The sequence below is a fragment of the Curtobacterium sp. 24E2 genome, assembly GCF_016925595.1.
Taxonomy (GTDB): domain Bacteria; phylum Actinomycetota; class Actinomycetes; order Actinomycetales; family Microbacteriaceae; genus Curtobacterium.
Window position 1 is genome coordinate 645739 of the sequence record NZ_CP068987.1, and the last position, 26334, is coordinate 672072.

The window sequence follows — 26334 nt, forward strand, 5'->3', positions numbered from 1 at the left end:
TGTCGGGTCCGGCACCGCGTTGAACGAGGGGTGCGGTAGCGCTTGCGGACGACTCTTGAAGGCGCTCAGCGCCGCCGCACTCCGAGCCCCACCACCGCAACCAGGTTCACCGCACTCCCGACCAAGAAGCCCGTCGTCCCACCCGCGACCCCCGCGACGGGCCCGAGCACCGCCATGAGCACCGCCCCGACGACGAACCCGGCGACCGAGGCAAGGGCGACCTGACGTGAGCGCCCAGCGGCGAGCAGCAGCGCCGCGGGCACGAGCCCGACGGTGAACACCCACACCCCGACCATCAAGTACCGCAGGTCGGCGACGGCAGCGGCACCCTCGGCTGGGTAGACGATCGGCAGGAACCACCCGGCGAGCAGCGCCACCAGCCCGAACACGACGGCAGATGCAGCAGCGAACCCGACGACGAGCATCAGCGCCCCGCGAGACCGCAACGACCCACCATCAGTCCGGTGCGCGAACGCCGGCACGAGCACCTGCCCCAACGCCTGCCCGAGCATCGACGCCGGTGTCGCCAGGGTGAACGCCGCGGCGTAGACCCCGGCCTCGTGCGCCGACGAGGTCACCTGCGCCGAGATCATCGTCAACTGCAGCAACCCGTTCGACGTCACCACCGCCAGCACGTTCCACGCCGCGAACCCGAGCGCCCCGGCGGCGGGTTCGCGAGCAGCAGACCCGAAACCGTTCCCTCGCGGCCAGCAGGCGATCGCGAACACCGTGTACCCGATGGCCAGCGGCAGCAGCACGAAGGGCTCGAGTCGGGTGACGCACGCCACCACGAGCAACCCGAGCGCCAGCACGCTCGTCACCGAGTCCCAGAGTGCAACCCGCGGCGCCCGACCGTAGCCGAGCTGCGCGCCGCGGGCGTAGCAGTACAACCCGTAGCCGACGACGACCCCGACACCACCGAGCACCATGCCGGGGCCGTTGCCCCAGGCGACCGCGACCGGCACGGTGACCGCTGCGAGCACCACGGTCGACACCAGCATCGACAGCCCGAGCAGCCGGTTCACCGCGGCGTCCGACCGCCGACCCCGCAACGCGATCGCCAGGTACCGAGAGGCGGTGTTGCCCGCGGCGTTCGGCCAGAGCAGCGCGACGAACACCGACAGTGACAGCAGCGCCGTGGTCTGCCCGAGGGTCTCGGTGCCGAACACCCGCCCGACGACGACGGTCACGAGCAGCTTCGCGACGCCCTGCACCCCGATCCCGACCGTGGCGAGCACAGCCGACGATGCCACCGAAGACGACGACGCGACAGGCGAAGCCCCAGCACCAGCACCAGGACCAGGACCAGAAGAGCCGCTCACCGCGCCAACGCCTGTTCCACCCATCCACGCCGATGCGCCCGCACCCCGAGCGTCACCGCCCGGACCCCGATGTACCCGAGGGCGAACGCTGCCCACAACCCGGCGAGCGTCCCACCGACCCACCACAGCAGCGGCAGGTACACGACCAGGTTCACGCCTCCCGCGATCGCCAGGTACCGCGCATCCCCGGCGCCGATCAGCACCCCGTCGAGCACGAACACGTACCCGGCGACCGGCATCCCGACGGCGATGAGCACCAGCACGAGCGGCAGCGCGTCCCGCACGGCGGACGAGTCGGAGAACACCGGCCCGAGCACCCCGCTCACGGCCAGGGTCAGCGCCCCGAGCAGCGCCCCACCGATGATCCCGAGCAGCACGAGCCGCCGCGTCACCAGTCGCACCCGCTCCGGGTCACGCCCGCCGAGTCCGTGCCCGACGAGCGCCTGCCCGGCGATCGCCAGGGCGTCGAGCGCGAACGCCAGCGTCGAGAACACCGTCAGCCCGACCTGCGTCGTCGCCAGCCCGGTGGTCCCCAACCCGGCAGCGGCCCCGACGGTCGCGAGCATCGCGATCCGCAGCGACGCGGTCCGCAGGAACAGCCAGGCGCCCGAGCGCAGCGCCCGAGCGACGCCCGAGGCGCCGGGTCGCAGCGGCGCGCCCGACGACCGCGCGGCCCGCACCGCGATGCGCACGTAGACGATCGCCATCGCCCACTGCACGATGACGGTGCCGGCGGCGGACCCCTCGACGCCCCAGCCCGCGCCGTAGATCAGGACGGCGTTCAACAGCCCGTTCGCGACGAACCCGACGGTCGCGACGACGAGCGGGGTCTTCGTGTCCTGCAGCCCGCGCAGCAGCCCGGTCGAGGCAGTGACGACCAGGATCCCGGGCAGTCCGATCAGCGAGATGGTCAGGTACGCGGTCGCGGCCGCCGACACCTCGGCCGAGGCGCCGAACAGGTCGACGAGCGGACCGGCGAGCGGCCACCCGACCAGCGCCAGCACCACCCCCAGCACGAGCGCGAGCCACATCCCGTCGATGCCGGCGTGGACGGCGCCGCGACGGTCCCCACCGCCGAGCGCACGGGCCACCGCCGGCGTCGTCGAGTACGCCAGGAACACCAGCAGCCCGGTCACGGTCGACAGCACGGCACTCGCGAGTCCGACGGCCGCCAGGGGCGTCGCGCCGAGGTGCCCGACGAGCGCGGTGTCGGTCAGCAGGAACAGCGGCTCGACCACGAGCGCTCCGAGCGCTGGCACCGCCAGCCGCACGATGTCACGGTCGACCGCACGCCGTTCGGTGGTCACTGCGGGTCGCATCGGTCGGGGCACCGGCCCATTCTGTCGGCGATGCCGACCCCGAGTGGTCCACGAACGCAGTCGACGTGACCACACGGCGGACGGGAGGCCCGTGGCGGCGCCGCCACGGGCCTCCCGTCCGGTGGTCCCCGTGCTCAGGCGACGGGTCTCGTCCAGCCGCCGTCCTGCGTCAGTCGGCGCGCGGTTCGGCGGGGACGCCGCCGGTGGCGGCGTGCGCTTCCTCTGAGGCAGCGGGCGTCGCCTCGCCGGTGCCGCGCGCCCGCCCGATCAGGTCCATCAGGTGGTAGACGACGATCGCGGCGATGGTACCGAGGATGATGCCGCCGAAGCTCGCCTGGCCGAACGCGAACGTGAAGTCCGCGATGCCGATGATGAGCGCGATGCCGGCCGTCAGCTGGTTCTTCGGCTTCGAGAAGTCGACCCGGTTCTCGACCCAGATCCGGATGCCGATGACACCGATCAGGCCGTACAGGGCAGTGGTCGCACCGCCGAGCACGCCGGCGGGGACGGAGGAGATGACCGCACCGATCTTCGGGGAGAGGCCGAGCAGGACGGCCGCGATCGCAGCGACCCAGTACGCGGCGGTGGAGAAGACGCGGGTGGCGGCCATCACGCCGATGTTCTCGCCGTAGGTGGTGGTGGCGGAGCCGCCGCCGACGCCGGCCAGCACCGTGGAGACGCCGTCGGCGAAGAGCGCGCGACCGGTGAGGGGCGTGAGATCACGGCCGGTGAGCTGTCCGACGCCCTTCACGTGGCCGACGTTCTCGGCGACGAGCGCCAGCACGACCGGCACGAACGCCAGGTAGATCGCGAGCTGCGACGGGTCGAACGCGGGAGCGGTGAACGTCGGCAGGCCGATCCAGGCGGCCTCGCCGACCTTCGAGTAGTCGACCTGACCGCCGATCAGCGCCGCCACGTAGCCGACCAGGACGCCGATGACGATCGACAGGCGACCGATCAGCCCCTTGAACAGGACGGTGACCAGGATGATCGCCGCGAGGGTGATGACCGCGACGACCGGGGCCGCCGTGAAGTTGTTCTTCGCCGCCGGAGCCAGGTTGAAGCCGATCAGGGCGACGATCGCACCGGACACCACCGGCGGCATCAGGCGGTCGATCCAGCCGGCGCCGGCCAGGTGCACGACGAGCCCGACGATCGCCAGGAGTGCACCGACGACGATGATGCCCGACAGGGCGAGGGGGATGCCGCCGATCTTCGTGGCGGCGCCGATGGGCGCGATGAACGCGAACGACGACCCGAGGTAGCTCGGCAGCCGGTTGCCCGTGATGAGCAGGAACAGGATCGTGCCGACGCCGCTGAACAGCAGGGTCGTCGACGGCGGGAAGCCGGTGAGCAGCGGCACCAGGAAGGTGGCGCCGAACATGGCGACCACGTGCTGCACGCCGAGACCGATCGTCCGGCCCCAGGTGAGTCGCTCGTCCGGTGCCATGATCGTCGTCGCGGAGACGGTCTTGCCGTCGCCGTGCAGCTTCCACGGAAGTCCCATGCGATGACCGTACCGGCAGCCGTGCGCAGGTGACGACGGACACCGACCTGCTGCATGGCGTCGGTGGCTATCGTGGACCGCATGACCGACGTCGCACGTGCCTCCGGCATCCACACTGACGAACTCGACCCCGCGGTGCGCCCCCAGGACGACCTGTACCGCCACGTGAACGGCACCTGGATCGCCGAGACGCCGATCCCCGACGACAAGGCCCGCTACGGCTCCTTCACGGTGCTGGCCGAGGCCGCCGAACTCGCCGTCCGCGCGATCATCGAGCGCTCGCAGCAGGCCGCCCCCGGCACCGAGGAACGCAAGGTCGGTGACCTCTTCTCCTCCTTCACCGACGAAGCCCGGCTCGAAGAGCTCGCCACCGCACCGATCGAGCCGCTCCTCGCCGAGATCACGGCCATCGAGTCCGTGCCCGAGCTCATCGCCACCGTCGGACGCTTCGAGCGCCTCGGCCTGCCGAGCTTCCTGCAGTTCTTCGTCGACAACGACCCGGGGGACCCCGAGTCCTACGTCGTGTTCCTCGAGCAGTCCGGCCTCGGGCTGCCCGACGAGTCCTACTACCGCGAAGAGCGCTTCGCCGACATCCGCACGAAGTACCGCGAGTTCGTCGCGGCGATGTTCCCGCTCGCCGGGTTCGAGGACGGCGGCGACCGCACCGAGCACGTCATCGCGCTCGAGACCGCTCTGGCGTCGAAGCACTGGGACAACGTCACCACGCGCGACAGCCAGAAGACCTACAACAAGTTGCCGTGGGCCGAGGTCGCGGCGCTCGCTGAGGGCATCGACCTGCAGACGTGGTGGCAGGCCATCGACGCCCCGGCCGGGGCGTTCGAGACCGTCGTGGTGCGCGAGCCGTCGTTCATCACGGGCCTGGCCGAGCTGCTGCGCGACCAGCCGCTCGAGGTCTGGAAGGACCGGCTGCGCTGGCAGGTCATCCGGGGCTCGGCCGCGTACCTGACGAGCGCGTTCTCGGCCACGAACTTCTCGTTCTACGGCACCGCCCTCACCGGAGCGCCGAAGCAGCGCGAGCGCTGGAAGCGCGGCGTCTCCCTGGTGGAGGGCGCGATGGGCGAGGCCGTCGGCCGGATCTACGTGCAGGAGCACTTCGACGAGACCTCGAAGGCTGCGATGGACGACCTCGTCGCCAACCTGGTCGAGGCGTACCGGCAGAGCATCACGGCGCTCGACTGGATGACCGACGAGACCCGTGCCCGTGCCCTCGACAAGCTCGACAAGTTCACGCCGAAGATCGGGTACCCGGTCAAGTGGCGCGACTACTCGGCGCTGCCGGTCGTGTCCGACGACCTCGTCGCGAACGTCCGCGCCGTCGCGTCGTTCCAGGTCGACCGCGAGCTCGGCAAGATCGGCAAGCCGATCGACCGCGACGAGTGGTTCATGACCCCGCAGACGATCAACGCGTACTACAACCCCGGTTTCAACGAGATCGTGTTCCCCGCGGCGATCCTGCAGTTCCCGTTCTTCGACGCGAACCGCGACGCCGCCGCGAACTACGGTGCGATCGGTGCCGTCATCGGCCACGAGATCGGGCACGGCTTCGACGACCAGGGCTCGCAGTACGACGGCGACGGCAAGCTCGAGAACTGGTGGACCGAGGCCGACCGCACGGCGTTCGAGGAGCGCACGAAGGCCCTCATCGCCCAGTACGACGCGCTCGTCCCGACCGAGGTGCCGGACGGCCACGTCAACGGTGCCCTGACGATCGGCGAGAACATCGGCGACCTCGGTGGCCTGTCGATCGCGTGGAAGGCGTACCTGCTGTCACTCGACGGCCAGGAGCCCCCGGTCGTCGACGGACTGACCGGTGCCGAGCGGTTCTTCCTGAGCTGGGCCCAGGCGTGGCAGATGGCGATCCGTCCGGAGGAAGCCGCGCGCCTGCTGTCGATCGACCCGCACTCGCCGAACGAGTTCCGGTGCAACCAGGTCGTCCGCAACATCGACGGCTACTACGACGCGTTCGGCGTGACCGAGAAGGACGCGATGTTCCTCGACCCCGCCGAGCGCGTCGCGATCTGGTGATGGTGGAGCCGGACGCGGCTCGGTCGTCACGCCGTCGGCGGCCGGAGGATCGCTCGGGTGGTGGCGGTCGGGCCCGCGGTCGGCACAGCGGTCGGCCGGACGACCGGTTCGGCGCGACGACCGAGGCCCTCGGCGCGCTCGCCCTCGACGGCGCCGGGGTCAGCGCCTCGGTGATCGACACATCGTCGGGCAAGGCCCTGCTCGCGGTCGACGACACCCTGGTGCAGCCCGTCGCGAGCCTCGGGCGCGTGCTGCTGCTGATCGAGGTCGCGGCGCAGCTCGAGGACGGCCGCCTGCACGGCGACCGCCTCCAGCGCATGGCGCGGGACACCGCGACCGGTGCCGGCCTGTGGCAGTTCCTGCAGGAGCCGACGATGCAGGTACCCGACCTGGCGACCCTGGTCGGTGCCACCGGTGACACGTGGGCGATGAACGCACTGCTGTCGACGGTCGGCATCGACGCCGTCCGCGAGCGTGCGGAGTCGCTCGGCATCGAGCGGACCGCGCTGATCGACCGGGTGCGCGACCGTCGTGGTCCGGACGACGCCCCGGATGCCTCGGTGGCCCCGACGGGTGAGCTCGCGTGGGTGATGCGCGGACTGGCGCTCGGCGAGGTCGTGGACGAAGCGGTCTCGAACCGGGTGCTGGGCTGGCTGTCGCTGGCGAGTGACCTGAACCTGGTCGCCGGCTCGTTCGGCCTCGACCCCTTGGCGCACCGTGCGCTCGACCACGGGTTGCAGGTCGTCGCGGTCACCGGATCGAGCACGGGCGTCCGTGCCGAGGCGGGGATCCTCCGGGGGCCGGGCTCGTCGGTGAGCTACGCCGTGACGGTCACGTTCGACGACGCCTCGTTGCAGCGGCGTCTGGCGGTCATCGAGGCGCTGCGGACCATGGGTACCGAGGTGCTCGAGGCCGTGCACGCCCCGGCGCGCCGCTGACCCGGCCGGTCGCGCCCGGGCGTCGCGGCGGGGCCTCGCTCCGGCGATGGCCGCACAACCAAAGTCACCCGGAACCGTGTGATCGCGCGGTGCGGAGACACTTTGGTTGTGCGCGGCACCACAGCGGGAGCACCGGCGGCCCACCGCTGCAGCACCCCGCTACGACGTCGCCTGACCCTCCGGCACGAGCGCCTGCACGGACAGCAGCGACGCATCGGCGGACGAGCACGCCTGGTCGTCGGTGTCCTTCACGAACAGCGACTGCTCGGATCCGGGCGGGTACACGCGGAAGCCGTCCGGGGTCCTCGGCGAGCAGTCGGCCTTCGAGTAGTTCCCGGCCTGGACGATCTTGAGCGGGGCCACGGCGGTCTGCCCGGCGGTCAGGGTCACGGTCGGGTGCGGTGAGCTCTTCTCCTGCGTCGCCGCGGCACCGATCTGACTGCCGTTGCCACCGCCGACGAACGAGACGCCCGGCCACCCCTGCAGCGTGCAGGTCGCCGAACCGGTGTTCCGCAGGGCGAGGTGCACGATGACGCTGCCGGCCGCACCGCCGCTGCCCGGCTCGATGCTGGCGGCGAGCGAGGACGCGGCACAGCGACTGCCAGCGGCCGACCCGGATCCCGACGACCCGGATCCGGAGGACCCAGCACCGGCACCGGCCGATGCCGAAGCGCCGGACGACGGGGTCGCGGACGACGACGACGCCGACGAGGACGACGACGCGGACGGCGACGGCGCGGGTGCGGTCACCGTTTCGGTGGCGGAGGGTTCCCCGCCCGAGGCGCAACCCGCCAACGCCCCGACTGCGACGAGCCCGGTGACGGCGAGCAGCAACTTCGATCGGCTGCTGCGTTGCATGGTGCACAGGCAACCACCACCGGGAGATCGCGGTTCGGTCGGCGTCCAGGGACCGCGAGCACACTCCGGAGCAAGGAACCCGAGCAGCGGAGGTCGGACATGACGGGCAAGCACGAACAGGCACGTGGCGACGAGGGCCGCGCGGACGGGGTCGAGACCCGCGCAGGAGCCTTCACGGACAGCGAGATCCCGGGCGAGGGGCACGTCGAGTCGACGGAGCCGATCGGGGAGTTCGTCTCGAGCGACATCCCCGGGGAGACACGTCCGACCGGAACCGGACCCGACGGCGAGTACGTCGACTCGGACATCCCCGGTGAGGCCGAGCCGGCCCAGAACGGCGAGGTCGGCGAGTACACCGACACCGACAAGGCCTGACGACTAGTCGATGCGCTCCGCCGCCACCAGGCGGCGGAGCGTCTCCACGCCCGCTGGCGGGCAGCGACCGGCGTCCGTCGAGGTGACCCACTCGACCTCGTCCACCTCGGCCGAGGCGACGGGCGTGGCGGAGTCCAACGGGCCTCCCGGTCGGACCAGGAACAGGGTCATCGCGACCATGGTGCCGGGCGCCTGCCCGTGGGCCGGCTCGAGGACGACGCCGAACGGGTCGACGTCCTCGGCGGCGACCCGCAACCCGGTCTCCTCGTGGGCTTCACGGATGACGGCGTCGACGTCGGTCTCGTGCGGCTCGGCCTTGCCGCCGGGCAGGTAGAGCACGTCGCGCGCTCGCGCGCGACCCATCAGCACCCGTCGATCACGGATCAGCAGGAGCGCACTGACACGCAGCGTGGGTGGTTGCGAGCCTGTCTGGAGGCTCAGCTCGCGTCCGCCTGGTCGTCGCGTTCCGAGACGGTCGGGTCCAGGGCGGTGCGATCGGCGAGCGGGACGACGGGCGCCGGCAGCTCCGCCTCGGGCTCGGGCCGCACGCCGAACAGGGAGTCGATGGCCCCGACGAACTCCTCGCCACGACCGGCGCGGCCGAGCCTCGCGTGCCCGGACGGAGGGGCGGTGCAGCAGGACGCCGACCAGGTGCCGGAGCGCCCGCTCGGTGTGCTCGGCGGACTCGCCGTCGGCGTCCCCGCGGCGCTTCGCGCGGTCGATCTCGTCGTCGAGGATGTCGAACACGTGCTTGCGGAACGCGACGAGGGCCGGGGTGGTCGACTGCTCGAGCGCCTGCGCCCGGAAGCGGGACACGGCGTCGTCGACCATCGCGCGGGCCTCGGACTCGGCGTTCAGCTCGGAGATCGGGGCGTGCAGGCTGATGGTCTCGAGGTCGAGCAGCTCGACGCCGTCCACACCGGCAGCCGCCGGGTCGACGTTGCGGGGGAGTCCGAGGTCGATGACGATGCGACGGATGCCGTCGTCGAGGTCGGCAGGAGCGACGACCGGGACCTCGCTCGACGTGCAGGTGATCACGACGTCGCTGGTGCCGATCGCGTGGCGCAGGTCGCGGGCGGCGACGAGGTCGTGCTTCGCGGCGAACCAGGCGGCACGGCCCGAGGGGGAGAACACCTGGATGTGCACGGCGCCGCGGTCGCGCAGGGCTGCGATGGTGGTCGCGGCGTAGCTGCCCGTGCCGATCAGCAGCACCCGGGTGTGGGCCCAGTCGGTGACGCGCGACGACGCGAGCTGCAGGCCGAGGCGCACCAGCGAACGGCCGGCGGCACCGATCCGGGTGCGGGTCTTGACGCCGCGCGAGGTGTGGGCGGCTTCCTGGAACAGCCGCTCGAGGTCCGAGGTGGTCGTGCCGTTGCTCCGGGCGTCCTCGAGCGAGCGGCGGACCTGCCCGGAGATCTCGGTCTCGCCGACGACGACGGACTCGAGTCCGCTCGACACGGCGAACAGGTGCTGCACGACGTCCTTGCCGCCGAGCACGTTGACCGAATCACGCAGTTCGGTGGCGTCCAGGTCGCTCGCAGCGGCCACGGCCTGCACGGTGGCGGCGACGGCGGAGTCGCGGTCGTCGCCGGCGATGTCGAGGTAGGCCTCGAAACGGTTGCAGGTGGCGAGGACGACGGCGCCGTCCAGGACGTCGGAATCCGTGACGAGGTGGCCTGCTGCGGCCGGGGCAGCGATGCTCAGTCGCTCCAAGAGGTCGAAGCTGGCGTTGCGATGCGACGCCGTGAGACAGATGAGCACGTAGCCAATGGTAACGCGCTCGATGGGACAATCATCCGGTGACCGACGTGACGACCACATCCCTCCCCGACTCCCACCCCCTGGCATCAGGGCGGACGAGTGGGTCCCGCCTCGTCCGGGCCCTGCGGGGCGACCGTCCGGAGACACTGCCGGTGTGGTTCATGCGGCAGGCCGGTCGGTCGTTGCCCGAGTACCGCGAGCTCCGGGTGGGCACGGCCATGCTCGACGCGTGCCTCGACCCCGAGATGGCGTCGGAGATCACGCTGCAGCCCGTCCGCCGGCACGGGGTGGACGCCGGCATCTTCTTCAGCGACATCGTCGTGCCGATCAAGCTCGCGGGCGTGGACGTCGAGATCGTCCCCGGTCGCGGCCCCGTGCTCGGCTCACCGATCCGCACCGCGGCGGACGTCGACGCCCTCGAGCCGCTGGACCCGGCGGCCCTCGAGCCGATCCGGCAGGCGGTCGCCCGCACGGTGGAGCAGCTCGGCGAAACCCCGCTGATCGGATTCGCAGGCGCACCCTTCACGCTCGCCGCGTACCTGGTCGAGGGTGGCCCGTCGAAGGACCACATCCGCGCACGCACCCTCATGCACGCGGAGCCGGAGACCTGGTCGCGGCTGCTGGCCTGGGCGGCCGAGGTGTCGGGGACGTTCCTCCGGGCCCAGGTGCTCGCCGGGGCCTCGGCCGCACAGCTCTTCGACTCCTGGGTCGGATCCCTGTCGCGCGCCGACTACGTCCGGTACGTCGCACCGCACTCGGCGCAGGCGCTGTCCCACGTGACCGACCTGGGCGTGCCGCGCATCCACTTCGGCGTCGGCAGCGGCGAGGTCCTCGCCGACATGACCACGCTCGGCACCGACACGGTCGGCGTCGACGCGGTCGGGGTCGACTGGCGGCTCCCGCTCGACGACGCCGTCCGCCGCGTCGGCACCGGCGTGAGCGTGCAGGGCAACATCGACCCGGCGATGCTCGCGGCCCCGTGGGAGGTCCTCGAAGCGCACGTGCGCGAGGTCGTCCGCCGCGGTGGCGCCGCCCGAGCCCACGTCGTGAACCTCGGCCACGGTGTGCCGCCCGAGACCGACCCGACGGTGCTGACGCGCGTCGTCGAGCTGGTCCACTCGCTCGGTGACGGGACCGACGGGACTGCCGCGTGACCGACGTCGTCGTGGTCGGCGGCGGGATCGCCGGACTCGTCACGGCCCGTGACCTGGCGAAGGGCGGCGCGGACGTCGTGCTCGTCGAGTCGTCCGGCGTGCTGGGCGGCATGATCCGGCGGCACACGGTCGGCGGCCTCGACCTCGACATGGCGGCGGACTCCTTCGCGACCCGCACGGACGCCGTCGGCCGCCTGGCGATCGAACTCGGGCTCGGCAACGACGTCGTCGCTCCGGACCCGCGCGGCGCCTGGTTGATGACCCGTGACGGCCGGACGTCGCCGATCCCCGCGACCGGGCTCCTCGGCATCCCGAGCACGCCGATGGCCGCCGACGTGCTCGCCGTCGTCGGGCAGAAGGGCGGACTCCGCGCACAGATGGACTCGTTGCTGCCCGGACCCGTCGGCGCCAAGGCGGAGTCCCTGGGCGAACTCGTCCGGCGGCGCATGGGGGAGCGGGTCCTCGACGACCTGGTCGTCCCGATCGCCGGCGGGGTGCACTCCACCCACCCGGACCAGCTCGACCCCGAGCGGGTGGCTCCCGGCCTCCGTGCAGCACTGCTCCGCGAGGGCTCGCTGGCCCGCGCGGTCCTGGCACTCCGGGCCCGTGCTGCCGCCGGTACCCCGGTGCAGGGGATCCGCGGCGGGATCGTCCGGCTCGTGGACGAACTCGTCGCCGACATGGAGACCTACCGCGTCGACGTCCGGCTGCACACCCGGGCGACCCGGATCGAGGCGCACGCGGTCGAGGTCGTCTCCGCCGACGGCACGGTCGAACGCCTGCCCGCCCAGCACACCCTGTCGTCGGTGCCCGATCCCGAGCGCACCGAGGCGCCGGACCGGACCGGCATCGAGCTCGTCACGCTCGTCGTCGACCAGCCCGAACTCGACGCCGCCCCCGCGGGACCGGGATGCTCGTGCACCCGGACGCGCAGGCCGTGTCGGCGAAGGCCCTGACGCACGCCACGGTGAAGTGGCCGTGGCTCGCCGAGGCGGCTGCGGGCCGCCACGTGCTGCGCCTGAGCTGACGCGACGCCCGGTGTCGCGACCGATGCGCACGGCGCGAGCGGTCCGGACGACGCGGCCACGAGCCTCCCGGTCGACCCGGACGGACCCGTCGGCACCCGGGCGCTCCACGACGCGGCCACGCTGCTCGGCGTCCCCCTGACGGCGACGCACGTCGTGGGCGCTGCGCGCGTCCGTTGGCACGGTCCGGCCCTGACCGCTGCCGGCCTCGGAGCGGGCGTCATCGGTGTCGGCGAGGTCGCGACCGGTCGGGGCCTGGCCGGGATCATCGCGGCCGCCCGCACCGCCGCTGGACAGATCCTGGATTCCTGAGCGGACCCCGGAGCGCCCTGGGGCTACTGTTGGTGAGACCGTCGGACGTATTCCGTTCGACGCATGACCACCGCACACTGAACCAACGGAGGAATCGCACATGCGCGGAAAGCTCCTGTTCGTCGCCGGCGCCGCACTCGGGTACGTCCTGGGATCGCGAGCCGGACGGGCGCGGTACGAGCAGATCAAGACCGTCAGCGGCAAGGTCTGGAACAGCAACGGCGTCCAGAAGGGCGTGCACGTCGCTGAGGACTTCATCGCCGACAAGACCCCGGACGTCGCCGAGTTCATCGGTGAGACGACGAAGAAGGCCGTCCGCAAGGTCGGCCAGAAGAAGGACACCACCACCTCATGACCGACACCCGCGACCGCAAGTCGCGTTCGCTGTTCGGTCTGGTGGGCGACGTCCCGAAGCTCGTCAAGGGCCTGGTCAAGGGCGAGATCGACCTGCTCAAGGCCGAGATGCTCACGAAGGCCAAGATCTTCGGGCTCGCCGCGGGGCTGCTGGTCGGTGCGCTCGTCATCGTGCTCTACGCGATCGGTGTGCTCCTGACCGCCGCCGTGATGGGCCTGGCGACCGTGATGCCGGCCTGGCTCGCAGCGCTCGTGATCGCCGTGGTGATGCTGATAATCGCCGCCATCCTCGGGTGGATCGGCTGGAAGCGCCTGCAGAAGGGCCTCCCGATCACGCCGAAGCGCACGATCGACAGCGTCAAGAACGACATCAACGCGGTGAAGGGGATGGGCAAGAAGCCCACCCCGCCGAACCAGTACGGCAGCCGCAAGCCGGACGTCGGCGGCCGGTTCTGAGCCCCGACAGCCGCACCACCGACGGAGGAACCGTGACCGATCCGCACGACGATCTCGCAGACCGCGTCGCCGCGACCCGCGCCCAGCTGTTCGACACCCTCGACGCGATCGAGGACAAGCTCAACGTGCCGAAGCAGATCGGCATCGCGGCGTCGAAGGTCAAGCACGGCATCGACGAGAAGCCGGTCCCGTACCTGGCCGGGCTCGCAGCCGGAGTAGCGGTGGTCGGGGGTATCGTCGTGATGGTGCTCCGACGGCGGTAGACCGCCCGAGCGCGGTCCACCGGGTGCGGGGCGGCCACAACCCTGGCAACCGATAGGACAAAGGATCCATGAGTTCCGACGCGCCCGCTCCTGCAACTGCGCACACCTCTCCTCACGAGACCGACCCCGCGACGGGGATCGATCCCAACCTCATGACGGCGTACGCCCTCTGGGCCGTGTTCCGCAGGCCGCTCGGCCCGGTCCACCGCGTCGGTGACGACGCCGTGGCCGAGCTCGACACCGTCATCGCGTCCGCTGCCGAGCGCGGGGTGACCGTCCGTGGCTTCTACGACGTCTCCGGCTTCCGTGCCGACGCCGACGTCATGGTCTGGCTGCACGGCGACGACGCGCAGGTCATCCAGGCCGTGCTGCGCGAGATCCGCCGCACCGGGCTGTTCCAGGACACCGAGCCGGTGTGGCACGTCATGGCGATGCACCGCGAAGCCGAGTTCAACAAACGGCACACCCCCGCGTTCCTGCGCGGCAAGGACCCCGAGGCGTGGATCACGGTGTACCCCTTCGTCCGCTCCTTCGAGTGGTACCTGCTGCCCGAGGACGAGCGCTCGAAGATGCTGCGCGACCACGGGATCGCCGGCGCCAAGTACCGCCGCGTCCTGACGAACACCATCGCGACCTTCGCCCTGAGCGACTACGAGTGGATCCTGCCGCTCGAGAGCCCCGAGCTCGTCGACCTCGTCGACCTCATGCGCGACCTCCGGGCCACCGAGGCCCGTCTGCACGTGCGCGAAGAGGTCCCCTTCTTCACGGGTCGTCGCGTGACGACCGCCGAACTCCCGGAGGTGCTGTCATGACCGACACCAGCCTGATCACGAACGGTCAGCCCGTCCTCGCCGCCACCCCCGCGGCCGCTTCCGGCCCGGAGCACGTCGAGGTCCCGACCGCCTACGACGCGATCCTGCTCGCCGGCTTCGGTGGCCCCGAGGGCCAGGACGACGTCATCCCCTTCCTGCGCAACGTCACCCGCGGCCGCGGGATCCCGGACGAGCGTCTCGAGGAGGTGGCGCACCACTACCGGCACTTCGGCGGCGTGAGCCCGATCAACGCGCAGAACCGCGCGTTGAAGGCGGCGCTCGAGGCCGAGCTGGCATCGCGCGGCATCGACATGCCGGTGCTCTGGGGCAACCGCAACTGGGAGCCCTACCTGGAAGGAGCCTTCACCGAGGCCGCCGACAAGGGCTACAACAAGCTCATCGCGATCGCCACGAGCGCCTACTCGTCGTTCTCGAGCTGCCGCCAGTACCGCGAGGACTACGCGCGCGTGCTCGACGAGACCGGTCTGCTCGGCACCATCGAGATCGACAAGATCCGGCAGTTCTTCGACCACCCCGGGTTCGTCCGACCGTTCGTCGACGGTGTCCGTGACGGCATGGCCCGGGCCATCGCCGAGAACGACGGGCTCGACGTCGCGACCGAGCTGCACGTGCTGTTCTCGACCCACTCGATCCCGTCGACCGACGCCGCGAAGTCAGGCCCGGACTACCGCGGTTTCGACGAGCACGGTGCCTACGAGGCGCAGCACCTCGCCGTGGCGCAGGTCGTCCTCGACCAGGCGTGGGCGGAGCTGCTCGAGCGGCCCGAGCACGCACACCTGCAGGGCACGTCGAAGCCGGCGTGGAAGCTCGTCTACCAGTCGCGCTCCGGCCCCCGACGCAGCCGTGGCTCGAGCCCGACATCAACGACTACATGAACGAGGAGCTCAAGGGCGGCTCGACCCGCGCCGTGCTCATCGTCCCGCTCGGCTTCGTGAGCGACCACATGGAGGTCATGTGGGACCTCGACGAGGAAGCCACCGAGACCGCGCAGGAGCTCGGCTTCTGGTCGGTCCGCACGCAGACCCCCGGTGTCGACCCGGCCTACGTCTCCGGTCTCGTCGACCTGGTGCTCGAGCGCGTCAACGGCACCCCGACCAGTGAGCGTCCGCACCTGACCGACATCGGTCCCTGGTACGACGTCTGCCGCCCGGGCTGCTGCGAGAACGTCCGCGCCGGCTTCAAGCCCGCTGCCGCCGGCGTCGCCCCGTGACCGACGCTCCGACCCCGATCCGGCTGGGCACCCGCGCCAGCCGGCTCGCGGTCGCGCAGTCGCAGGACGTCGCCGACCGCCTGGCAGCGGCGGCCGGTCGTCCGGTCGAGCTCGTCACGGTCACGAGCGAGGGCGACACGAACCGCGCATCGCTCGCGTCGCTGGGCGGCACCGGTGTGTTCGCCAACGCCCTGCGCGAGGCCCTGGTCGCCGGCGAGGTCGACGTCCTGGTGCACTCGCTCAAGGACCTGCCGACCGCGCCGTACCCGGGCCTGACGATCGCTGCCGTGCCGAAGCGTGCCGATGCCCGCGACGTCCTCGTCGCGCGGAACGGCGCCACGGTCGAGAGCCTCCCCGAGGGTGCGAAGGTCGGCACCGGTTCACCGCGTCGCGTCGCGCAGCTCAAGGCGAAGCGCCCCGACCTGGACGTCATCGACATCCGCGGCAACATCGACACTCGCCTGGGCCGGGTGGACGACGACCTCGACGCCGTCGTGCTCGCCGCCGCCGGGCTCACCCGCATCGACCGGCTGTCGGCCGCCACCGAACTGCTCGACCTCGGCTTCTGGCCGAGCGCTCCGGGACAGGGCGCGCTGGCGATCGAGACCCGTGCCGGTGAAACCGACACGAACCTGCTCGCCGCCCTGCGCAAGATCGAGCACGCCCCGACCCGCCTGACGGTGTCGGCCGAGCGCGAGGTCCTGGCGAAGCTCGAGGCCGGCTGCTCCGCCCCGATCGGCGCGACCGCGGTGGTGGACGCCGAGCTCCTGCTCGTCTCCGCCACCGTCTACAGCCCGGACGGCGCCGAGTACCGCACGGCGTCGCACGCGGCCGTGCTCGAGGGATCCGCGCAGGACCGCCTTGCCGAAGCACTCGAGGTCGGCGGCCGCGTGGCCGCCGAGCTGCTCGAGAACGGTGCCGGCGATCTGGCGGACCTCGCCGACTCGGTGAAGTAGAGCCCGTCACGGACACGCCCGCTCCCGTCGTCGTCATCCCCCGGGGTGGCGCGTGGGGCGAGCGCGTCGCGGCGGCGGCTCGGCAGCGCGGCCTCGACCCGCGGATCGTCCCCCTCATCATGACCGAGCCGCCGCTCGACGGCGGCCGGCTCGACCGTGCCGTCGCCCGCTTGGCAGGGTACGCGTGGGTGGTGGTGACCAGTGCGACCGCCGTGACGGTGCTCGCAGAACGCGTGGCGGGCCTCCCGTCCGGTGTCCGCGTTGCGGTGGTCGGCGAGCCGACCGCCCGTGCCGCGCGTGCTGCGGGCTGGGTCGTCGACCTCGTGCCGGAGCAGGCCTCGGCCGCTGCCCTCGTCGGCGCCCTGCCGGACACCGACGGCACCGTGCTCTTCCCGCGGTCCGAGATCGCCGCGCCGACCCTCGTCGACGGACTGCGGGCCCGCGGCATCAACGTGGACGACGTGGTCGCGTACCGTACCGTGGGGACCGGCGACGAGCCGGTCACCCTCGACGCGGTGCCCGACGCGGTGCTCGTGACGAGCGGCAGCGTCGCCCGTGAGATCGCCCGCCGGATGACCCCGCTCGACCCCCGCACCCTCGTGGCCTGCATCGGCCCCGGAACCGCCGCCGACGCGCGCGCGGCCGGACTGCCGGTCCACGTCGTCGGACCCACCCGGTCCGCAGAAGCCCTGCTCGACGCCGTCGTCGAGGCCCTGAACCCCACCGCCCCCGAACAGGAAGGCCACCCGTGACCGGCCGTTTCCCCAGGTCCGCCCCCGTCGACTCCGCGCCACCCCCGCGATGCGACGGCTCGTCGCAGAGACCCGGCTGCACCCAGCCGAGCTCGTGCTGCCGATGTTCATCCGCGAGGGCGCAACCGACGCCGTCGACATCTCGAGCATGCCGGGCGTGCAGCAGCACTCGCTCGACTCGTTCCGTCGCGCACTCGTCGAGGCCGCCGGCCAGGGCATCGGCGGCGTGAACCTGTTCGGCGTGCCGACCACGAAGGACGCGACCGGATCCGGGGCGACCGACCCCGACGGCATCCTCAACGTCGCCATCCGCGTGGCGAAGGAGGAGGTCGGTGACGACCTGGTCGTGCAGTCCGACCTGTGCCTCGACGAGTTCACTGACCACGGCCACTGCGGTGTCCTGGCGGCGGACGGCTCCGTCGACAACGACGCCACCCTGCTGCGCTACCGCGACATGGCGGTCGCGCAGGCCGAGGCCGGCGCCGAACTGGTGTGCCTGAGCGGGATGATGGACGGCCAGATCGCCGCCGCGCGTGACGCGCTCGACGTCGCCGGGCACACCGGCACCGCGCTGCTGGCCTACGCGGCCAAGTACGCGTCCGCCTTCTACGGACCCTTCCGCGAGGCCGTGTCGTCGTCGCTCGTCGGCGACCGGCGGACCTACCAGATCGACGCCGCCAACGGTCGGCAGGGGCTGCGCGAGGTCGCGCTCGACGTCGACGAGGGCGCCGACGTCGTGATGGTGAAGCCGGCGATGAGCTACCTCGACGTGCTCGCCGAGACGGCTGCGACGTCGCCCGTGCCGGTCTGGGCCTACCAGATCTCCGGCGAGTACGCGATGATCACGGCAGCCGCACAGAACGGCTGGATCGACCGCGACGCCGCCGCGATGGAGTCGCTCATCGGCATCAAGCGTGCCGGCGCCGACGCGATCCTGACCTACTTCGCCGTCGACATCGCACGGAAGCTCAACCAGGAGGCCGGTCTCCGCACCTCCGGCACCACCGCCGCAGTCGCCGGCATCGCCTCGACCGGAAAGGCCCCCGAATGACCACGAACGACCAGCTGTTCGGCCGTGCCAAGAACGCGATCCCCGGCGGCGTGAACTCGCCCGTCCGTGCCTACGGATCGGTGGGCGGCACCCCGCGTTTCCTGGTGTCGGCGAAGGGAGCGTACGTCACCGACGCCGAGGGACGTGAGTACGTCGACCTCGTGGCGTCGTGGGGTCCCGCGATCCTCGGTCACGCGCACCCCGGTACCGTCGAGGCCGTGCAGCAGGCTGCCGCGCGCGGACTGTCCTTCGGGGCCTCGACCCCGGGCGAGACCGAGCTCGCCGAGCTCGTGAAGCAGCGGGTGTCGGTCGACGGCGACGGCCCCATCGAGAAGCTCCGCATGGTGTCGACCGGCACCGAGGCCACGATGACGGCGATCCGGTTGGCCCGCGGCTACACCGGCCGCGACCTGCTCGTGAAGTTCGCCGGGCACTACCACGGGCACTCCGACTCCCTGCTCGCCGAGGCTGGTTCGGGGGTCGCCACCCTGGCCCTTCCCGGCAGCGCGGGCATCACCGAGGAGACCGCGGCGCAGACCCTGGTGCTGCCGTACAACGACCTGGACGCCGTCCGCCGCGCGTTCGACGAGCACTCCGAGCGCATCGCCGGCGTGATCGTCGAGGCCGCCGCGGCGAACATGGGCGTGCTCGCTCCCGAGCGCGGGTTCAACCGCGCGCTCGCGCAGATCGTGCAGGCGCACGGGGCGCTGCTCATCGTCGACGAGGTCCTGACCGGGTTCCGCGTCGGGACGGCCGGCTGGTGGGGCCTCGAGGCGTCGAAGGTCGTCCCCGACGGCGCCGGCTGGAAGCCCGACCTGATCACGTTCGGCAAGGTCATCGGTGGCGGCATGCCCCTCGCCGCGCTCGGCGGCCGACGCGAGGTCATGGACTTCCTCGCCCCGCTCGGCCCCGTGTACCAAGCGGGCACCCTGTCCGGCAACCCGCTCGCCGTCGCCGCGGGCATCGCCACGCTCCGGGCCGCGACGCCGTCGGTGTACGAGTCGCTGAACCGCACGGCCTCGGTCATCTCCGCGGCCACGTCGGACGCGCTGTCCGCCGAGGGCGTCGCGCACACCGTGCAGCGGGCCGGCAACCTGTTCTCGTTCGCCTTCACGGACACCGCACCGCGGAACTACGACGACGTGCGGGCGCAGGACGCGTTCCGGTACGCGCCGTTCTTCCACGCGATGCTCGACGCCGGGGTGACCCTGCCGCCGAGCGTGTTCGAGGCGTGGTTCGTCACGGCCGCCCACGACGAGCGGGCCGTCGGACGCATCCTCGACGCCCTGCCCGCCGCGGCGAAGGCAGCAGCCGCCGCGACCGCGTAGGGGTCGGCGCGCGCCGCGCCGAGGCCTCGGCTGGTTGACTGGCCGCATGCAACTCGCCGAGGCCCTCATCGAGCGCGCCGACCTGCAGAAGCGCATCGAACAACTGCGCGGCCGCATCGCCGCGAACGCCCGCTTCCAAGAGGGCGAGGAGCCCGACGAGGACGCCCGTGAGCTCCTCGCCGAGGCCGAGCGGTCGATCGACGCGCTCGAGGTCCTGCTCGCCCGCATCAACGCGACGAACGCCAGCACCACCGTCGCCTCCGGACAGACCGTCACCGCGCTGCTCGCCCGACGCGATGCCCTCCGGCTGCGGCACGCGCTCGTCACCGGAGCGGCGGACGCCACGGCCGGCACGAACGGCGGCTACCGACAGCTCCGCAGCGAACTCCGCACGTTCGCCGCGCTGCCGACCGCCGAGCTCCGGTCGCGGGCCGACGCCCTGGCGAAGGAGATCCGCGAACTCGACGCGGTCGTCCAGCGCACCAACTGGGAGGTCACCCTGGTCGACTGAGCAACGGGCGGTGCGTCGGTAGACGGACCGGGGCGGGTACGGACCCGACGACCGGCGGGCAATCCGGTCACCTGTCGGCGCAGTGGGCAGCGCCATGGCGAGAGCCGTGCACATCGCAGCCCAGTACGGCGCACCAGGTACGGTGCACACCGCACCACGCACAACCGCGTACCGACCGGACCGACGAGGGCGGGACAGGGGACAGCACCGCCCCACCCTCGACGGGTCAGGAGCAGTCGGCCTTGGTGAAGGTCGTGTCGAGCGTCTTCGAGGTGCCGTCGAACGCGTAGGTGTACCGCATGTCGACGCCCTCGTCGAGGAGGTCCTTCGTGTCGCTGTTCGAGCAGAGCGTCGGGCCGACCGAATCGCGGATGGCGCTCTCGGTGATCGAGGCGGGGTCGACGCTGGACGACACCGTGTAGTCGTAGTGGATCGCGTTGCCCTCGGCCTCGACGCCCGTCCACGACGTCACCGAGTCGACCTGCTTCGGCAGGTCGCTCTGCTCGCGGATCTGCACGACGGCCTTCGAGACCTTTTCTTCCGTCGAGTCGCTGAACGCGGCGGTGAGCGCCTGGCGGACCAGGAACGCGACGACCACCGCGACGACGACGCCGAGCAGCGAGATGAGGACGCGCTTGCCACGGGACTGCTTGGGCGGTGGCGCGTAGGGGGCGGCGGCGGGAGCGGGCTGCGCGTACGGCTGCTGGCCCGGCTGCTGCTGCGCCCAGGGCTGCTGGCCGGGCTGCTGACCCGGCTGCTGGCCGCTGTTCGGCTGCGGTTCCGACCCCGGGTAGGGCGGCGGTGTGGTCGTCATGGTGTTCCCCCTCGTTGCAGTGCGCGGCCTGACACCGTCGTCCGGCATCGGGTCCCTCCCCGACACGGGCCGCAGACACCTGAGCGACCATTCAAGCACGGGCCGGAGCGGCGCAGCGCGGCTGTCCGTCCCCGCGCAGCGTCAGGCGGAACGCCGTGCTGCCCAGCGACCCTCGGACCGGAGGATCGCGAGCGGGAAGTCGAACGCGTGCGACACCGCCGACGACGTGATGACCTCGTCCGCCGTGCCCTGTGCCACCGCGGCACCGTCACGGAGCAGCATCGCGTGCGAGGTCGACACCGGCAGGTCCTCCAGGTGGTGCGTGACCATGACGCTGCCGAGCTCGGGGTGCCGGTGTCGCAGGGCATCGACCGTCTCGAGCAGGTGCTCGCGCGCGGCGACGTCGAGCCCGGTCGCCGGTTCGTCGAGCAGCAGCAACTGCGGCTCGGACATCAGCGCCCGTGCGATGAGGGTCCGTCCGCGTTCGCCCTGGGACAACACGGGCCACCGAGCGTCCCGCCGTGCGGTGAGGCCGACGTCGGCGACGTGCTGCTCGGCCGCCTCGACCTGGGCGGCGGTGGGCTCCCACCGCATCATGAGGTCGGTCGTTCCGGTCAGGCCGGTCAGCACCGTCTCGAGCACGGTGAGCGGGGAGAGCATCCGGTGCCGCGGGTCGACGTGGCCGATGTGCTCACGCAGCTCGCGGACGTCGACGCGTCCGAGGCGCCGGCCGAGCACCTCGACCGTGCCCGCCGTGGGGTGGCCCGTTGCTCCGAGCACCGCGAGCAGCGTCGACTTGCCGGCACCGTTCGGACCGAGGAGCGCCCAGTGCTCGCCGCGCCGGACGGTCAGGTCGATGTCGTGCAGCAGGTCGCGCCCGGACCGCGTGACGCGGACACCGGTGGCGTTGATCAGGACGTCGTCGTTCACGACTCCATGCTGCCGTACCGCGCTCGGACGTCGGCGACGTGCGCGTCGAAGTGCGCCGAGAGGGCGTGGCACGCCTCGGACCCGAGCTCGGGGTCCCGCGCCCGGACCGCCTCGTCGAGGAGCTGGAGGAAGTCCTCGATCGCCCACTGTCGGAACGGGGGTGGCTCCGGCAGGATGTACGCCAGACGGGAGATCGTGACGGTCGTCGTCTCCCGTATCGCGCGGTTCGGGCTGCGGGACGCGAAGAACCGGTTGATCTCGAGCAGCGTGGCCGTGAACGAGAAGTCGCGGACCCGAGCCTCTCGTCGGACCTGCGCCAGCAGCTCGTCCAGCTGCGCGACGTCCGCGTCCGTCAGTGCGGGGATCGCCGACCGGACGCACATTTCCTGCAGCCCGAGGAGCAGGGCGACCGTCTCCGCCCAGTCGTCGACCGTCGGGACCGCGACGAGCACGCTGCCCTCGCGGTCGGGCCCCGCGTGCACCAGCCCCATGACCTCGAGCCGCCGGACCATCGGCAGCAGCCGAGGCATCGGGACGCGGAACCGAGCGGTGAGGTCCCGGAGGGTGTACTCGCGCCCCGGGTCGAGGGTGTGGTCCCGGAGCGACCCCAGTACCTCGATCCAGTCGTCGTCCGGGCGCCAGTCGGCCCAGTAGAGGTCCTCGGACGTGCCGCCGACCGGCCGGAGCAGGCTCGCGGGGTCGACGCCGAGGGTCGCCGCGGACGTCTCGAGGTAGCGGCTCCAGAGCCGGGTGAGGACGTGCGCGGCGCGCTCGGCGCTGCTCTGGTCGCGCAGCCGGAGTGCCTGGAGTGATGAGGCGAGCCAGGACTCGATCTCCACCACCTGCCAGGGGAGGGTGGCCCGTGGTCCGTACCGCAGCTGCTGGAGCGTGCGCACGAGCAACCTGGCGGTCAGGCGGTCCGGGGTGCGTTCGGCCCAGAACCCGATCGTCGCGAACAGCGCCGGGTCGAGTTCGTCGCCGCGTTCGGTCGCCGCCCGTCTCGCCCTCGCCACGAGTCCGGCGTAGACCGCGACGTCGTCCTCGGTGGCGGTCGGCACGGTGGCGCGCATGGCCACCTCGACGAGTCCGACGAGCATCCAGCTGCCCTCGGCCCACGGCACCGGGCCGAGCTCCGGGAAGCGCACCCGATCGCCGGGCGAGAGGCGGGCCAGTCCGATGTCGGCGAGCCGCTGCAGTGCTCCGGCGAGGATCGACGGCCGGACGTCGAAGCGCTCGCAGAGTTCGAGGAGGTCGTGCTCACGATCGTCCCGCAGCGTGCCGCTCCGCAGGGCGCCGAGCACCCGCGTGAAGGCGTCGTCGAACAGCGGACGCCAGTCGGTGGGTGACTGCGCGGCCACCACCGTCAGCCCCGCGTGGAGCGGACCGACTCGATGTGCTGCTCGAAGTTCCGCGTCAGCGCACGCCCGGCCTCGGCCGCCGTCTCGCCGTCGCGCTCCTCGAGGGCCTCGCCGAGGATCGAGAAGAACGCCTCGGAACCGTACTGCTCGAACGCCGGGGTGGGGTTGAGCGTGAACCGGACGCGCTCGAGCGCACCTTCGGCGGCGACCTGCACGAGCGGGTTGCCGGAGTGGGCCACGGCGAACTCGATGATCTCGGTCACGGCTCCGCTGAAGCCGAGGTCGCGGACCTTGCGGAGTCCGTCGGCTCGGTCGAGCAGCTTCTGGGCAGCGGCGACGTCGGCGTCGTCGTACTCGGGGACGCCCCACCGCAGGCTGAGCTCGAAGAAGCCGACCATGGCGCGGGTCGCGGTCACCCAGTCGTCGAACGTCGGGGTGGCGACGCGGGTGTAGCGGTTCGCCTCCATCTCGACGAGACCGATGTCGACGAGCTTCGCGATCGCCTCACGGATCGGGGTGCGACTCACTCCGAGCCACTGCACGAGCTCGTCGTCGTTCAGGCGCTCGCCGTGCTGGAGCGTGCCGTCGCGGAGGGCTGCCAGCATCTTCTCGTACACGACGTCGCGGAGCAGCTTGCGGGGTGAGTTCTCGACCGTGGACTTCGGGACCGGCATGTCATCTCCTCGTGCATCGGACTCGGTACTGGAATCCTAACGTGTCAATTTGCAAGCGCTTGTGAAATTGTGGTACAGGAGTATTTCACCTCCGGAGGTCGACCACCGTTCGACCGTGCACGCGTCCGGCGACCACCTCAGCGCCGACCTCGATCGCCTGCTCCGGCGTCACGGTCCGCGTGACACCCGCCAGCAGCGCGGGGTCGAGGTCGGTCGCCAACCGCCCCCACGCCCGGTGCCGGAGCTCCGGCGGGGCGTCCACCGAGTTGATGCCGAGCAGCGACACCGCCCGCAGGATGAACGGCAGCACCGTCGTGGGCAGCGCAGCGTCCTGGGCGAGCCCGCACGCCGTGACGGCACCGCCCCACCGGGTGCCGGCCAGCACGTTCGCCAGGGTGGCCCCGCCGACGCTGTCCACGGCGCCGGCCCACGTCGCACGCTGCATCGGCTTGCCGGGCTCGGACAGGGTGCTCCGGTGCACGACCGCCGTCGCGCCGAGGCGTCGGAGCGAGGCCTCGTTGGTGCTCCGCCCGGTCGACGCGGTCACCTCGTACCCGCGCGCGGCGAGCAGGGCGATCGCCACGGTGCCCACCCCGCCGGACGCACCCGTGACGAGCACCGGCCCGGCACCCGGTACGACGAACCGTTCGAGCGCGAGGACGCTGAGCATCGCCGTGAACCCGGCCGTGCCGATCGCCGCCGCGAACGAGTCCTCGATCGTCTCCGGCAGCACCACGAGGGAAGCGGACGGCACCACGGCGTGCTGGGCCCAGCCACCGTGCCGGGACTCGCCGAGCCCAGCACCGTTCAGCACGATGCGGTCGCCGATCGCCACGTCGTGCACGCCCGGTCCGAGCGCCGACACGGTGCCGACGACGTCGATCCCCGGCACGAGGGGTCGCGCCGCGCGACGCCGGGGTTCCGCGCGAGGGCGAGCCCGTCCTTGTAGTTGACGCTCGAGTACGTGACGTCGACGAGGGCCTCGCCCTCGGCCGGATCGGGCAGGTCGACGTCGGTGACGGTGGGCGGGGCTGCACTGGACACGAGGACGGCGCGGGTCATGCGCCGGACGCTACCCCGGGCCTCCCGGCTGTGCCTGCCACGATCCCTGGCGGAACCGGGCGTACCGGGTCGAAAGAGACGACCAGGTACGCCCGAAACGGTCAGGTACGCGCGCGGCCAGCGCTCACCCGAACATGATGGCGGCCTCGTCGAAGCGCGCCTGCGGCACGGTCTTCAGCTCGCCGAGCGCCTCGTCGAACGAGACGTGCACGATGTCGGTGCCCTTCAGGGCGACCATCCGGCCCCACCGCTCCTCGACCACCGAGTCGATGGCCGCCAGGCCGAGCCGCGTCGACAGCACGCGGTCGTACGCGGTCGGCGTGCCACCGCGCTGGATGTGCCCGAGGGTCGTGGCACGCGTCTCGATGCCCGTCATCTCCTCGATGAGGGCGCGAGGCGCTCGCCGATGCCACCCAGGCGCGGACGCCCGAAGGCGTCGAGCCCGCGCTCGGTGTGCGCGTTGTCCTCGTGGTCGGGGACGAAGCCCTCGGCCACCACGACGAGCGGTGCGCGCCCGCGGTCGTAGGCGGCACGCACCCACTTCGCGATCTGCTCCATGCTCGTCTTCTGCTCCGGGATCAGGATCGCGTGCGCACCGGCGGCCATGCCGGAGTGCAGGGCGATCCAGCCGACGTGCCGGCCCATGACCTCGGCGACCATGCACCGGGAGTGCGACTCGCCGGTGGTGCGCAGGCGGTCCATCGCCTCCGTCGCGATCGCGACGGCGGTGTCGAAGCCGAACGTGTAGTCGGTGGCGCCCAGGTCGTTGTCGACCGTCTTCGGGACACCGACGATCTTCAGCCCGGCGTCGGTCAGGCGCTTCGCCGCGGCGAGCGTGCCCTCGCCGCCGATCGCGACGATGGCGTCGATGCCGTGGCGGTCCAGGGTCTTCGAGATGTTCTCCACGCCGCCGTTCGGGCCCTCGAAGGGGTTCGTGCGGCTGGTGCCGAGGATCGTGCCGCCCTGCTTGGCGATGCCCTGGATGTCCTTGCGGCCGAGCGGGACGATGTCGCCGTCGACGACGCCGCGCCAGCCGTCCCGGAACCCGACGAACTCGTGGCCGTGGATGGCGATGCCCTTGAGGACGATCGCGCGGATGACCGCGTTCAGGCCGGGGCAGTCGCCTCCGGAGGTGAGGATGCCGATGCGCATGGGAACTCCGTCG

At 71.9% G+C, this 26334-nt stretch carries 23 protein-coding genes and 4 pseudogenes; 16 read left to right on the forward strand and 11 right to left on the reverse strand.

The genetic code is table 11. From position 1 onward, the window contains the following. Nucleotides 1-65: 65 nt before the first annotated feature. The 3 genes from JN350_RS03275 to JN350_RS03285 form a co-directional block, all read right to left on the reverse strand. On the reverse strand, nt 66-1238 hold the full coding sequence (locus JN350_RS03275) for a lipopolysaccharide biosynthesis protein (RefSeq protein ID WP_205463529.1): 1173 nt from the start codon (nt 1236-1238) through the stop codon (nt 66-68). Between the two features lie 80 nt (nt 1239-1318). After that, a complete protein-coding gene (locus tag JN350_RS03280; RefSeq protein ID WP_205464344.1) occupies nt 1319-2641 on the reverse strand; it encodes an MATE family efflux transporter in 1323 nt (440 codons plus the stop codon). Between the two features lie 169 nt (nt 2642-2810). Further along, the gene (locus JN350_RS03285) at nt 2811-4148 is read right to left on the reverse strand and encodes a uracil-xanthine permease family protein (protein ID WP_205463530.1); all 1338 of its coding nucleotides are present in this window, start codon (nt 4146-4148) and stop codon (nt 2811-2813) included. Nucleotides 4149-4229: 81 nt separating this feature from the next. Here JN350_RS03285 and JN350_RS03290 point away from each other — a divergent pair, with 81 nt between their 5' ends. Further along, complete coding sequence (locus JN350_RS03290; protein ID WP_205463531.1) at nt 4230-6194, forward strand: M13 family metallopeptidase; 1965 nt, start codon at nt 4230-4232, stop codon at nt 6192-6194. Then, nucleotides 6194-7132, forward strand: coding sequence for a serine hydrolase (locus JN350_RS03295; RefSeq protein WP_205463532.1), 939 nt, complete (start codon nt 6194-6196; stop codon nt 7130-7132). The genes JN350_RS03290 and JN350_RS03295 overlap by 1 nt, the downstream gene beginning before the upstream one ends. Before the next feature lie 159 nt (nt 7133-7291). Here the strand turns inward: JN350_RS03295 and JN350_RS03300 are convergent, their stop codons facing one another. Further along, a complete protein-coding gene (locus tag JN350_RS03300) occupies nt 7292-7990 on the reverse strand; it encodes a DUF4232 domain-containing protein (protein ID WP_205463533.1) in 699 nt (232 codons plus the stop codon). A 99-nt stretch (nt 7991-8089) separates the two neighbouring features. Here JN350_RS03300 and JN350_RS03305 point away from each other — a divergent pair, with 99 nt between their 5' ends. Then, nucleotides 8090-8365, forward strand: a complete 276-nt coding sequence (locus JN350_RS03305) for a hypothetical protein (RefSeq protein WP_205463534.1) — start codon at nt 8090-8092, stop codon at nt 8363-8365. A 3-nt stretch (nt 8366-8368) separates the two neighbouring features. Here the strand turns inward: JN350_RS03305 and JN350_RS03315 are convergent, their stop codons facing one another. Then, nucleotides 8369-10126, reverse strand: a complete 1758-nt coding sequence (locus JN350_RS03315; RefSeq protein WP_240347515.1) for a glutamyl-tRNA reductase — start codon at nt 10124-10126, stop codon at nt 8369-8371. 47 nt (nt 10127-10173) lie between these two features. Between JN350_RS03315 and hemE the strand changes: the two genes are divergently transcribed. From hemE to JN350_RS03380, 13 genes and pseudogenes are all read left to right on the forward strand, one after another. Next, nucleotides 10174-11280, forward strand: coding sequence for a uroporphyrinogen decarboxylase (gene hemE / locus JN350_RS03320; RefSeq protein WP_205463536.1), 1107 nt, complete (start codon nt 10174-10176; stop codon nt 11278-11280). After that, nucleotides 11277-12236: a protoporphyrinogen/coproporphyrinogen oxidase gene (locus JN350_RS03325; RefSeq protein ID WP_205463537.1), complete on the forward strand. Its 960-nt coding sequence runs from the start codon at nt 11277-11279 to the stop codon at nt 12234-12236. Before hemE ends, JN350_RS03325 begins: the two co-directional genes overlap by 4 nt. Nucleotides 12237-12461: 225 nt before the next feature. Then, nucleotides 12462-12617 (forward strand): hypothetical protein, encoded by a 156-nt coding sequence (locus JN350_RS03330; RefSeq protein ID WP_205463538.1) that lies wholly within the window; start codon nt 12462-12464, stop codon nt 12615-12617. Between the two features lie 100 nt (nt 12618-12717). Further along, complete coding sequence (locus JN350_RS03335) at nt 12718-12972, forward strand: hypothetical protein (protein ID WP_017887727.1); 255 nt, start codon at nt 12718-12720, stop codon at nt 12970-12972. After that, nucleotides 12969-13427, forward strand: a complete 459-nt coding sequence (locus tag JN350_RS03340; RefSeq protein WP_205463539.1) for a phage holin family protein — start codon at nt 12969-12971, stop codon at nt 13425-13427. Before JN350_RS03335 ends, JN350_RS03340 begins: the two co-directional genes overlap by 4 nt. Nucleotides 13428-13459: 32 nt before the next feature. Next, nucleotides 13460-13690: a DUF3618 domain-containing protein gene (locus JN350_RS03345; protein ID WP_205463540.1), complete on the forward strand. Its 231-nt coding sequence runs from the start codon at nt 13460-13462 to the stop codon at nt 13688-13690. 68 nt (nt 13691-13758) lie between these two features. Further along, on the forward strand, nt 13759-14502 hold the full coding sequence (gene hemQ, locus JN350_RS03350) for a hydrogen peroxide-dependent heme synthase (RefSeq protein ID WP_205463541.1): 744 nt from the start codon (nt 13759-13761) through the stop codon (nt 14500-14502). Beyond that, nucleotides 14499-15733 (forward strand): annotated as a pseudogene (locus JN350_RS03355) (ferrochelatase). The gene hemQ and the pseudogene JN350_RS03355 overlap by 4 nt, the downstream one beginning before the upstream one ends. Next, nucleotides 15730-16689 carry a hydroxymethylbilane synthase gene (gene hemC / locus JN350_RS03360; RefSeq protein ID WP_205463542.1) on the forward strand — a complete coding sequence of 320 codons (960 nt, stop codon included), beginning with the start codon at nt 15730-15732 and terminating at the stop codon, nt 16687-16689. The pseudogene JN350_RS03355 and the gene hemC overlap by 4 nt, the downstream one beginning before the upstream one ends. A gap of 35 nt (nt 16690-16724) precedes the next feature. After that, nucleotides 16725-17441, forward strand: a complete 717-nt coding sequence (locus tag JN350_RS03365) for a uroporphyrinogen-III synthase (RefSeq protein WP_275898028.1) — start codon at nt 16725-16727, stop codon at nt 17439-17441. Nucleotides 17442-17454: 13 nt separating this feature from the next. Further along, nucleotides 17455-18492 (forward strand): annotated as a pseudogene (hemB, locus tag JN350_RS03370) (porphobilinogen synthase); the annotation flags it as partial. Next, nucleotides 18489-19820, forward strand: a complete 1332-nt coding sequence (gene hemL / locus JN350_RS03375; protein WP_205463544.1) for a glutamate-1-semialdehyde 2,1-aminomutase — start codon at nt 18489-18491, stop codon at nt 19818-19820. The pseudogene hemB and the gene hemL, both read left to right, overlap by 4 nt. A 46-nt stretch (nt 19821-19866) precedes the next feature. Beyond that, nucleotides 19867-20331: a DIP1984 family protein gene (locus JN350_RS03380; protein WP_205463545.1), complete on the forward strand. Its 465-nt coding sequence runs from the start codon at nt 19867-19869 to the stop codon at nt 20329-20331. A 226-nt stretch (nt 20332-20557) separates the two neighbouring features. Here JN350_RS03380 and JN350_RS03385 read toward each other — a convergent pair whose 3' ends face one another. From JN350_RS03385 to JN350_RS03410, 6 genes and pseudogenes are all read right to left on the reverse strand, one after another. Further along, nucleotides 20558-21145, reverse strand: a complete 588-nt coding sequence (locus tag JN350_RS03385) for a hypothetical protein (protein ID WP_205463546.1) — start codon at nt 21143-21145, stop codon at nt 20558-20560. Nucleotides 21146-21286: 141 nt separating this feature from the next. Beyond that, nucleotides 21287-22075: an ABC transporter ATP-binding protein gene (locus JN350_RS03390; RefSeq protein WP_205463547.1), complete on the reverse strand. Its 789-nt coding sequence runs from the start codon at nt 22073-22075 to the stop codon at nt 21287-21289. Continuing rightward, complete coding sequence (locus tag JN350_RS03395) at nt 22072-23433, reverse strand: FCD domain-containing protein (protein ID WP_205463548.1); 1362 nt, start codon at nt 23431-23433, stop codon at nt 22072-22074. The genes JN350_RS03390 and JN350_RS03395 overlap by 4 nt, the downstream gene beginning before the upstream one ends. Nucleotides 23434-23438: 5 nt before the next feature. Continuing rightward, nucleotides 23439-24107 carry a GntR family transcriptional regulator gene (locus tag JN350_RS03400; protein WP_205463549.1) on the reverse strand — a complete coding sequence of 223 codons (669 nt, stop codon included), beginning with the start codon at nt 24105-24107 and terminating at the stop codon, nt 23439-23441. Nucleotides 24108-24192: 85 nt separating this feature from the next. Beyond that, nucleotides 24193-25169, reverse strand: a pseudogene (locus JN350_RS03405) (MDR family oxidoreductase). A gap of 124 nt (nt 25170-25293) precedes the next feature. Beyond that, nucleotides 25294-26321: pseudogene (locus JN350_RS03410) on the reverse strand (6-phosphofructokinase). Between the last annotated feature and the right edge of the window lie 13 nt (nt 26322-26334).

Coding starts and splice junctions, on each gene's coding strand:
- JN350_RS03280 (WP_205464344.1), bottom strand. CDS start 2,641: ATGCGACCCGCAGTGACCACCGAACGGCGTGCGGTCGACCGTGACATC.
- JN350_RS03285 (WP_205463530.1), bottom strand. CDS start 4,148: ATGGGACTTCCGTGGAAGCTGCACGGCGACGGCAAGACCGTCTCCGCG.
- JN350_RS03290 (WP_205463531.1), top strand. CDS start 4,230: ATGACCGACGTCGCACGTGCCTCCGGCATCCACACTGACGAACTCGAC.
- JN350_RS03295 (WP_205463532.1), top strand. CDS start 6,194: ATGGTGGAGCCGGACGCGGCTCGGTCGTCACGCCGTCGGCGGCCGGAG.
- JN350_RS03300 (WP_205463533.1), bottom strand. CDS start 7,990: ATGCAACGCAGCAGCCGATCGAAGTTGCTGCTCGCCGTCACCGGGCTC.
- JN350_RS03305 (WP_205463534.1), top strand. CDS start 8,090: ATGACGGGCAAGCACGAACAGGCACGTGGCGACGAGGGCCGCGCGGAC.
- JN350_RS03335 (WP_017887727.1), top strand. CDS start 12,718: ATGCGCGGAAAGCTCCTGTTCGTCGCCGGCGCCGCACTCGGGTACGTC.
- JN350_RS03340 (WP_205463539.1), top strand. CDS start 12,969: ATGACCGACACCCGCGACCGCAAGTCGCGTTCGCTGTTCGGTCTGGTG.
- hemQ (WP_205463541.1), top strand. CDS start 13,759: ATGAGTTCCGACGCGCCCGCTCCTGCAACTGCGCACACCTCTCCTCAC.
- hemL (WP_205463544.1), top strand. CDS start 18,489: ATGACCACGAACGACCAGCTGTTCGGCCGTGCCAAGAACGCGATCCCC.
- JN350_RS03380 (WP_205463545.1), top strand. CDS start 19,867: ATGCAACTCGCCGAGGCCCTCATCGAGCGCGCCGACCTGCAGAAGCGC.
- JN350_RS03385 (WP_205463546.1), bottom strand. CDS start 21,145: ATGACGACCACACCGCCGCCCTACCCGGGGTCGGAACCGCAGCCGAAC.
- JN350_RS03400 (WP_205463549.1), bottom strand. CDS start 24,107: ATGCCGGTCCCGAAGTCCACGGTCGAGAACTCACCCCGCAAGCTGCTC.